Source organism: Enterobacter sp. PGRG2 (assembly GCF_030291195.1).
GTDB lineage: Bacteria > Pseudomonadota > Gammaproteobacteria > Enterobacterales > Enterobacteriaceae > Enterobacter_D.
The window spans coordinates 64,472-73,075 of the sequence record NZ_CP127837.1; the positions used below are offsets into that span (position 1 = coordinate 64,472).

Genomic DNA, 8,604 nt, shown 5'->3' on the forward strand with positions numbered 1-8,604 from the left:
GAGGGGCATCTTTAACCGCACGTTCGGACACGTAACAATTCCCCAACAATCCCCCAATTCGTTATCATTGAATTCTGGCAAGAAAATCACTCAACTAACGACTTCAATAATAATGAAAAATTCCACCCACACCCTCAGCCCGGCTCTGATCGTGCTGATGTCCGTCGCGACCGGTCTCGCCGTCGCCAGTAACTACTATGCGCAACCGCTGCTTGATACCATCGCCCGCGCCTTTTCCCTCACCCCCAACCAGGCCGGATTTATCGTCACCGCCGCGCAGCTCGGCTATGCCGTCGGCCTGATGTTTCTGGTGCCGCTCGGCGATATGTTTGAACGCCGGACGCTGATTGTGCTGATGACGCTGCTCTCCACCTGCGGCCTGCTGATCACCGCCACCAGCCATTCGGCGTGGATGATGATCTTCGGCACAGCGCTGACCGGGCTGTTCTCGGTGGTGGCGCAGATCCTGGTGCCGCTGGCCGCCACCCTCGCCTCGCCGGAAAAGCGCGGCAAAGTGGTCGGCACTATCATGAGCGGGTTGCTGCTGGGCATTCTGCTGGCGCGTACGGTTTCCGGCCTGCTGGCGGGAGTTGGCGGCTGGCGCACCGTCTACTGGGTGGCGAGCGCCTTAATGCTGGTCATGGCGCTGGCGCTGTGGCGCGGGCTGCCGAAAGTGAAGCAGGACAACCATCTCAACTACTTTCAGCTTCTCGGCTCGATATTTTCTCTGTTCACCCGCGATTCGCTGCTGCGTACCCGCGCGGTGCTCGGCTGTCTGACCTTCGCCAATTTCAGCATTCTCTGGACCTCAATGGCGTTTCTGCTGGCCGCGCCGCCGTTTAATTACTCCGAAGGCGTGATCGGTTTGTTTGGCCTGGCCGGGGCGGCGGGTGCGCTGGGCGCGCGGCCTGCCGGCGGCATGGCGGATAAAGGCAAGGCGCATATCACCACCACCACCGGTTTACTGTTGCTGCTGCTCTCCTGGGTGGCGATCTGGTTTGGTCATACTTCTGCCATTGCGTTGATCATCGGTATCCTGGTGCTGGATCTGACCGTGCAGGGGGTGCATATCACCAACCAGACGGTGATCTATCTGGTGAAGCCGGACGCGCGTAACCGTCTGACGGCGGGCTATATGACCAGCTACTTTATCGGCGGCGCGGCAGGCTCGCTGATTTCTGCATCAGCCTGGCAGCATGCGGGCTGGGCGGGTGTCTGTGTGGCGGGAAGCGTGATGGCGCTGTTGAACCTGCTGGTCTGGTGGCTCGGCTACCATCGTCAGGATCGGCTTCAGCCCGGCTGAAACTATTCTTAAAACTAATCACTTAAGGAAAATAATACATTTACATTATTTGTCACCGCCGTTACTATATCGGCTGTAATTAATGAGGTCATATTGAGATGGAAAGTTCGTTCACGCCCATTGAGCAAATGCTGAAGTTCCGTGCCAGTCGTTATGAAGATTTTCCGTTTCAGGAAATTCTGCTGACGCGTTTGTGTATGCATATGCAGGGCAAACTGCTGGATAACCGCAACAAAATGCTGAAAGCGCAGGGGATCAACGAAACGTTGTTCATGGCGTTAATTACCCTTGAGTCGCAGGAAAATCATAGCATTCAGCCTTCCGAGCTGAGCTGTGCGCTGGGTTCGTCGCGCACCAATGCCACCCGTATTGCCGATGAACTGGAAAAACGCGGCTGGATCGAACGCCGTGAGAGCGACAACGACCGTCGTTGTCTGCATCTGCAATTGACCGAAAAAGGTCACGAATTTTTGCGTCAGGTTTTACCCCCGCAGCATAACTGTCTGCACCTGCTCTGGTCTTCTCTGAGCCCCGCCGAGAAAGAACAGCTTGAGCAAATCACCCGTAAGCTACTGAACCGCCTCGACCAGATGGACGAAGAAGACGTCATTCTTGAGGCGCTGCGCTAACGCGACGATTAGCTCTGACATCCTGATTAAATAAGAAATCCGCCAGGCCAGCATTTTTAATGCTGGCTTTTTGGTGAACAGGTCGGCGTTGCCGAATATATAAAAAGATCGTGGAGAACACACATGAGCGCAAATGCGGAGACTCAAACCCCGCAGCAACCGGTCAGGAAGAAAGGCAAACGTAAAGGTGCCCTGCTTCTTCTGACCTTGCTCTTTATTATTATTGCTGTGGCATACGGGATTTACTGGTTCATGGTACTGCGTCACGTCGAAGAAACCGACGATGCGTATGTGGCTGGCAACCAGGTGCAGATTATGGCGCAGGTGTCGGGGAGCGTGACGAAAGTCTGGCATGACAACACCGATTATGTAAAACAGGGCGACGTGCTGGTGACCCTCGATCCGACGGATGCCCAGCAGGCATTTGAAAAAGCGCAGACCCAACTGGCCTCCAGCGTGCGTCAGACCCGCCAGTTGATGATCAACAGCCGTCAGTATCAAGCTAACATCGAAGTGAAAAAAACCGCCCTCGCCCAGGCGCAGAGCGATTTGAATCGTCGTGTACCGCTGGGCAGCGCCAACCTGATTGGCCGCGAAGAGCTGCAACACTCCCGTGATGCGGTCGCCAGCGCGCAGGCGCAGCTTGATGTGGCAGTGCAGCAATATAATGCTAACCAGGCGATGATCCTCGGCACCCGCCTTGAAGATCAGCCGGCGGTGCAACAGGCCGCCACCGAAGTGCGTAACGCCTGGCTTGCGCTGCAACGTACCAAAATCGTCAGCCCGATTTCCGGCTATGTTTCCCGCCGTGCGGTACAGCCTGGCGCGCAAATCAGCCCGACCACCGCGCTGATGGCCGTGGTCCCGGCAACGGGTCTGTGGGTGGATGCGAACTTTAAAGAGACGCAGTTGGCGCATATGCGCATTGGTCAGACTGCGACGGTGATCAGCGATTTCTACGGCGATGACGTGAAGTACACCGGTAAAGTGGTCGGTCTGGATATGGGCACCGGTAGCGCCTTCTCGCTGCTGCCCGCGCAAAACGCCACCGGCAACTGGATCAAAGTGGTTCAGCGTCTGCCGGTACGTATTGAGCTGGATGCGAAACAGCTCGCCGATCACCCGCTGCGCATTGGTCTTTCTTCGCTGGTGACGGTGGATACCACCAACCGCGACGGCCAGGTGCTGGCAAGCCAGGCGCGCAGTACGCCAGCGTATGAAAGTAATGCGCGGGAAATCAGCCTGGAGCCGGTGAATACCCTGATCAATAACATCGTTCAGGCCAACGCGGGTTAATCCTGAGGTGAGTGCTATGCAGCAGCGTAAACCGCTGGAGGGCGCGCAGCTGGTCATCATGACCATCGCGCTGTCCCTTGCGACCTTCATGCAGGTGCTGGACTCCACTATTGCGAACGTGGCGATCCCGACCATCGCCGGTAACCTGGGCGCGTCACTGAGCCAGGGCACCTGGGTCATCACCTCGTTTGGCGTGGCGAATGCCATCTCCATCCCGATCACCGGCTGGCTGGCGAAACGCGTCGGCGAGGTGCGACTCTTTTTATGGTCCACCGTCGCCTTTGCCATCGCCTCCTGGGCGTGCGGGGTGTCGAGCAGCCTGAACATGCTGATTTTCTTCCGCGTGATCCAGGGTATTGTCGCCGGTCCGCTGATCCCGCTGTCGCAGAGTCTGTTACTGAGCAACTACCCGCCCGCCAAACGATCGGTGGCGCTGGCGCTCTGGTCGATGACGGTGATTGTCGCACCGATTTGCGGGCCGATCCTCGGCGGCTATATCAGCGATAACTATCACTGGGGCTGGATCTTCTTCATCAACGTGCCTATTGGTCTGGTGGTGGTGCTGATGGCGGCGCAGGCGCTGCGCGGACGCGAAACCCGTACCGAGCAGCGGCGCATTGACGGCGTCGGGCTGGCATTGCTGATCGTCGGCATCGGCAGTTTGCAGGTGATGCTCGATCAGGGTAAAGAGCTGGACTGGTTCAACTCCACCGAAATTATCGTGCTGACGGTGGTTGCGGTGGTCTCCCTCTCCTTCCTGATTGTCTGGGAGCTGACGGATGACCATCCGATTGTCGATCTTTCGCTGTTCAAGTCGCGCAACTTTACCATCGGCTGTTTGTGTATCAGCCTTGCCTATATGCTCTACTTCGGCGCTATTGTGTTGCTGCCGCAGCTGTTGCAGGAGGTATACGGCTACACGGCAACCTGGGCGGGGCTGGCGTCCGCGCCGGTCGGCATTATCCCGGTGATCCTGTCGCCGATTATCGGCCGCTTTGCTCATAAGCTGGATATGCGTCGTCTGGTGACCTTCAGCTTCATTATGTATGCAGTGTGCTTCTACTGGCGCGCCTATACCTTTGAGCCGGGCATGGACTTTGGCGCGTCCGCGTGGCCGCAGTTTATTCAGGGCTTCGCCGTCGCCTGCTTCTTTATGCCGCTGACGACCATTACGCTCTCCGGTCTGCCGCCTGAACGGCTGGCGGCGGCGTCGAGTTTGTCGAACTTTACCCGCACGCTGGCAGGTTCGATTGGTACGTCGATCACCACGACGCTATGGACCAGCCGTGAGTCGATGCATCATGCGCAGCTGACCGAGTCGGTGAATCCCTATAACGCGAATACTGAGCAAATCTACGGGCAGCTTGAGGGAATGGGCATGTCGCAGCAGCAGGCGTCCGGGTGGATCGCCCAACAGATCACCAACCAGGGGCTGATCATTTCGGCGAATGAGATTTTCTGGATCTCCGCCGGGATCTTCCTTCTGCTGCTGGGGCTGGTGTGGTTCGCCAGACCGCCGTTCGGCGCGGGTGGCGGTGGCGGCGCGCATTGATATTGTGTTGTTTCGCCCGGCGGCGCGTTGCTTGCCGGGCCTACGCTTTGTAGGTGTAGGCCGGGTAAGCGAAGCGCCACCCGGCAAAACCGGCAAATAAAAAAGCCAGTTCACTGAACTGGCTTTTTTTATACGTCACTGACCGAAACTAGATGTGCAGTTCCTGCAGTTTTTCTTTCGGCAGCGCCAGTTCGTCGTTGCTGTTCACACGCACGTCGCGATCCAGAATATGACGCGCGATCTCCTGCGCTTCGTCCAGCGAGTGCATCTGATAGGTGCCGCACTGGTAGACGTTCAGTTCCGGGATCTGGTTCTGCTCTTTCACCTTCAGCACGTCCGCCATCGCCGCTTTCCAGGCATCAGCCACACGCTGCTCGTCCGGCGTACCGATCAGGCTCATATAGAAACCGGTGCGGCAGCCCATCGGCGAAATGTCGATGATCTCAACGCCGTTGCCGTTCAGGTGATCGCGCATGAAACCGGCGAACAGGTGCTCAAGCGTATGAATGCCCTTTTCCGGCATCACTTCCTGGTTCGGAATGCAGAAACGCAGATCGAAAACGGTAATGGTGTCGCCATGCGGCGTGTTCATGGTCTTGGCAACGCGCACAGCAGGCGCTTCCATACGGGTATGATCGACTGTGAAGCTATCCAACAATGGCATCTTGTCACCTCCGGAGTGATTTTTTTAAAAATAAACTGAACTCTTCGAACAACCGCGAGTCTGAATATATGAAAGACGCGCATTTGTTATCATCATCCCTGTTTTCAGAGATGAATATTTGGCCACAGAAATGTGGCCTTTTTCTTTTCTGTCAGGCGTGTCTTGCCAGCAGCTCTTCAAACGACTCGGTATCCGCCGCTTCCACTTCCCGCTGCCGCGCCCATGACGCATCGTGCTCTTTGCTGAAATCTTCTTCTTTCAGAATTTCCAGCGGTTCTTCACGCAGCATATCGCGATATTGCGCCGCCAGTGATTTGCCGGTGCCGCCAATCCCGTTATCAATCATCGAGCGCAGAATGCGCGCCGAGAAAGTCAGTTCAGGATCGTCAAAGCTGGCCACCAGTTCATCACATACTTTCGCATACGCATCACCGCCGTCAATACCATCGAGAGTTTGCGCGACGCGTTTCAGATCCTGGAATAAATCTTTGCCCACTTTCGCCAGCGGATATTGTGCCGTTTCACAGCCGATACCCAGCGTCAGGCCAGGCTTACGCCCTTCAAGGATCACGCGGTTCCAGTTGGTGCGCGTGCACAGCAGTTCGTCGCTGCTCATCTCCGGCGCATCCGCCAGCGCGCACCAGACCATAAACAGGTCGAGGAAGCGTACCTGCTGCTCATCAACGCCAATGGGTGAGAACGGGTTGATGTCCAGCGAGCGCACTTCAATGTACTCAATGCCGCCGCGCAGTAACGCATCCGACGGCGTTTCGCCGCTGCGCGTTACGCGTTTCGGACGGATAGGCGCGTACAGCTCGTTTTCAATCTGCAGGATATTGGTGTTGATTTGCAGATGCTTGCCGTCTTTCGTCAGGCCCAGCTTCGCGTATTCTTCAGACGGGGTTTTAATCGCCCGTTTCAGCGCCGCCACGTACTCGTTCAGCTCGTTAAAGGTGATGCCGAGGTTGCTCTGCGACTTATTGGTGTAGCCAAGGTCGCTTAAACGCAGCGAGGTGGCATACGGCAGATAATACATGCCGTTTTCCGTTTTCTCGAACGGCAGCGAGGTCGGCTTGCCCTGCAGGAACGACGGGCAAATCGCCGGCGACGCGCCAAACAGGTACGGGATCACCCAGCCGAAACGGTAGTAGTTGCGGATCAGACGGAAATACCCTGCCGAGATCGCTTCTTTATCCGTTTCACCGCATTTTGCCTGCCAGAAGGCCATCGGCAGCGAGAAGTTATAGTGCACGCCGGAAATGGTCTGCATCAGCGCGCCGTAACGGTTTTTCAACCCTTCACGGTAAAGCGTCTTCAGGCGACCAATATTTGAGGAGCCGTACTGCGCCAGCTCAATGTCCTGACCGTTCTCGATGTAACAGGGCATACTCAGCGGCCATAACCGCTCGTCGCCCAGCTGACGCACGGTATAGCGATGCACATCGCGCATGATCGTCAGCATATGATCAATATCGCCGTCGACCGGAGTAATAAACTCCAGCAGCGCTTCCGCGAAATCGGTCGTGATCCATTTATGTGTCAGCGCTGAACCGAGCTGCTCCGGATGTCCGGTTGTTGCCAGACTGCCATCTGCATTAACGCGCAGCGTTTCGCGCTCCAGCCCGCGCTGGATCCCCTTCAAAGCCTGAGGGTGGTTTTCCAGCCAGGACAGCGCCTGTGATACGTCCGGGATCAAATTGACCTCCCGCCTGTCGAAATCATTTCTACACAGCATAATTGTAATGGTTGACGATTTAAGGCCAGCAATGCAATTAGTGCCACCACGTCATGCCCTGAAGCGTTGCGAATGCCACAACAACATAGCGCAACGCCTTGCCAAGGCATAAAAAAAAGAGAACTGGCCCCCACGAGATGCGCATCCATCCCGCCAGCAGGCACAGCAAATCACCAATAACAGGCATCCAGCTCAATAATAGCGCGGCTGCGCCATAACGATTGAGAAAACCTGTGGCTTTTTCCTGCCAGCGTGACGTTTTACGCAGCGGAAAGAAGCGACCAAGGATAACGTTAGTCAGCCCTCCAAGGCTATTACCCATTGTTGCTATTAATACCAGCAGCCAGGGCTGACTCACGCCAGAAAGAAGTAAGGCGACCAGCAGCACCTCAGAATTGCCCGGTAATAACGTGGCGCTGAGAAAACTGCCGGCAAACAATGAGAAGAGTGACAGGCCGTCACTCACAATACGCGCACGTCCACGACGTCCATGCCAGCTGCGCGTGCCGCCTGAAGGCCGAAATCCGCGTCTTCAAACACCACGCACTCGGCGGGCGGAACGCCCATCAGCTCGGCGCAGCGTAAAAAGGTATCGGGGGCGGGTTTATGGTGAGTCACATGATCGGCGGCGACCACGGCGGTGAAATAGTGCCGCAGGCCCAGATGCGCAAGCAGCGCTTCGGCAATGGCACTTTCGCTGCCGGTGCCGACGGACATCGGGCGACGACCGTGCCACGCTTTGACCACTTCTACCAGCGGCAACGGACGCACTCCATCGAGCAACATAGACTTCACGGCGGCGGTTTTTTCCTGCGCCAGCAGATGTGGATCCAGATCGGCCTGATTGTATTCGATAACAGATTGCGCGATACGCCAGGTCGGTGAGCCGTTAAGGGCAATCATCGCCTGCAAATCATAGCGCAGACCATAGCGCCCAAGGACGTCATCCCAGGCTTTACGGTGCGTAGGTTCAGTATCCAGGATGGTGCCATCCATATCAAAAATTAGTCCACTGTAACGTTCGTACATCGCGTTCTCACAACCGGATAACAGAAGGATACTGTAACGTAAACAAGGATTTTTGTCGCTGGCAGCGCAAGGAGAATATCGGGAATTTTGGATTTGGGAGGAGGTACGAAGAATGGTGCATCCGGGAGGATTACTCGGCTGCGCCTTGCCCTGCGGGCCGTTGCTGAAGCAACGTTATCCTCCCTGGTGCTTGTAACAGCATTGCAGATTCTTTCATGAATCGCTGTTGCTGAAAGACCGGGGAAGAATGGTGCATCCGGGAGGATTCGAACCTCCGACCGCTCGGTTCGTAGCCGAGTACTCTATCCAGCTGAGCTACGGATGCATCGGGAATTGCTGTACTGCGCTGATTGTTACTGAAACAATCAGAGGAGAATGGTGCATCCGGGAGGATTA

At 56.3% G+C, this 8,604-nt stretch carries 8 protein-coding genes and 1 tRNA gene; 4 read left to right on the top strand and 5 right to left on the bottom strand.

Annotated elements, in window-relative coordinates; translation table 11 throughout:
* Positions 1-112 precede the first annotated feature (112 nt).
* The 4 genes from QRD42_RS00185 to emrB all read left to right on the top strand — a co-directional run bounded on the left by QRD42_RS00185 (position 113) and on the right by emrB (position 4,780).
* Complete coding sequence (locus QRD42_RS00185) at positions 113-1,303, top strand: MFS transporter (RefSeq protein WP_321987920.1); 1,191 nt, start codon at positions 113-115, stop codon at positions 1,301-1,303.
* A 98-nt stretch (positions 1,304-1,401) separates the two neighbouring features.
* Entirely contained in the window at positions 1,402-1,932 is a 531-nt protein-coding gene (gene mprA / locus QRD42_RS00190; RefSeq protein ID WP_072570046.1) for a transcriptional repressor MprA, read from the top strand.
* Between the two features lie 123 nt (positions 1,933-2,055).
* A complete protein-coding gene (gene emrA, locus QRD42_RS00195) occupies positions 2,056-3,228 on the top strand; it encodes a multidrug efflux MFS transporter periplasmic adaptor subunit EmrA (RefSeq protein ID WP_318364526.1) in 1,173 nt (390 codons plus the stop codon).
* Between the two features lie 16 nt (positions 3,229-3,244).
* Positions 3,245-4,780: a multidrug efflux MFS transporter permease subunit EmrB gene (gene emrB, locus QRD42_RS00200; RefSeq protein ID WP_072570044.1), complete on the top strand. Its 1,536-nt coding sequence runs from the start codon at positions 3,245-3,247 to the stop codon at positions 4,778-4,780.
* 148 nt (positions 4,781-4,928) lie between these two features.
* Here emrB and luxS read toward each other — a convergent pair whose 3' ends face one another.
* From luxS to QRD42_RS00225, 5 genes are all read right to left on the bottom strand, one after another.
* Positions 4,929-5,444 carry an S-ribosylhomocysteine lyase gene (gene luxS / locus QRD42_RS00205; protein ID WP_072570043.1) on the bottom strand — a complete coding sequence of 172 codons (516 nt, stop codon included), beginning with the start codon at positions 5,442-5,444 and terminating at the stop codon, positions 4,929-4,931.
* A gap of 151 nt (positions 5,445-5,595) precedes the next feature.
* Complete coding sequence (gene gshA, locus QRD42_RS00210) at positions 5,596-7,140, bottom strand: glutamate--cysteine ligase (protein ID WP_318364528.1); 1,545 nt, start codon at positions 7,138-7,140, stop codon at positions 5,596-5,598.
* Between the two features lie 76 nt (positions 7,141-7,216).
* Positions 7,217-7,645: a YqaA family protein gene (locus QRD42_RS00215; protein WP_072570041.1), complete on the bottom strand. Its 429-nt coding sequence runs from the start codon at positions 7,643-7,645 to the stop codon at positions 7,217-7,219.
* On the bottom strand, positions 7,642-8,208 hold the full coding sequence (gene yqaB / locus QRD42_RS00220; protein WP_072570040.1) for a fructose-1-phosphate/6-phosphogluconate phosphatase: 567 nt from the start codon (positions 8,206-8,208) through the stop codon (positions 7,642-7,644). The genes QRD42_RS00215 and yqaB overlap by 4 nt, the downstream gene beginning before the upstream one ends.
* 248 nt (positions 8,209-8,456) lie before the next feature.
* A tRNA-Arg gene (locus QRD42_RS00225) sits at positions 8,457-8,533 on the bottom strand.
* Between the last annotated feature and the right edge of the window lie 71 nt (positions 8,534-8,604).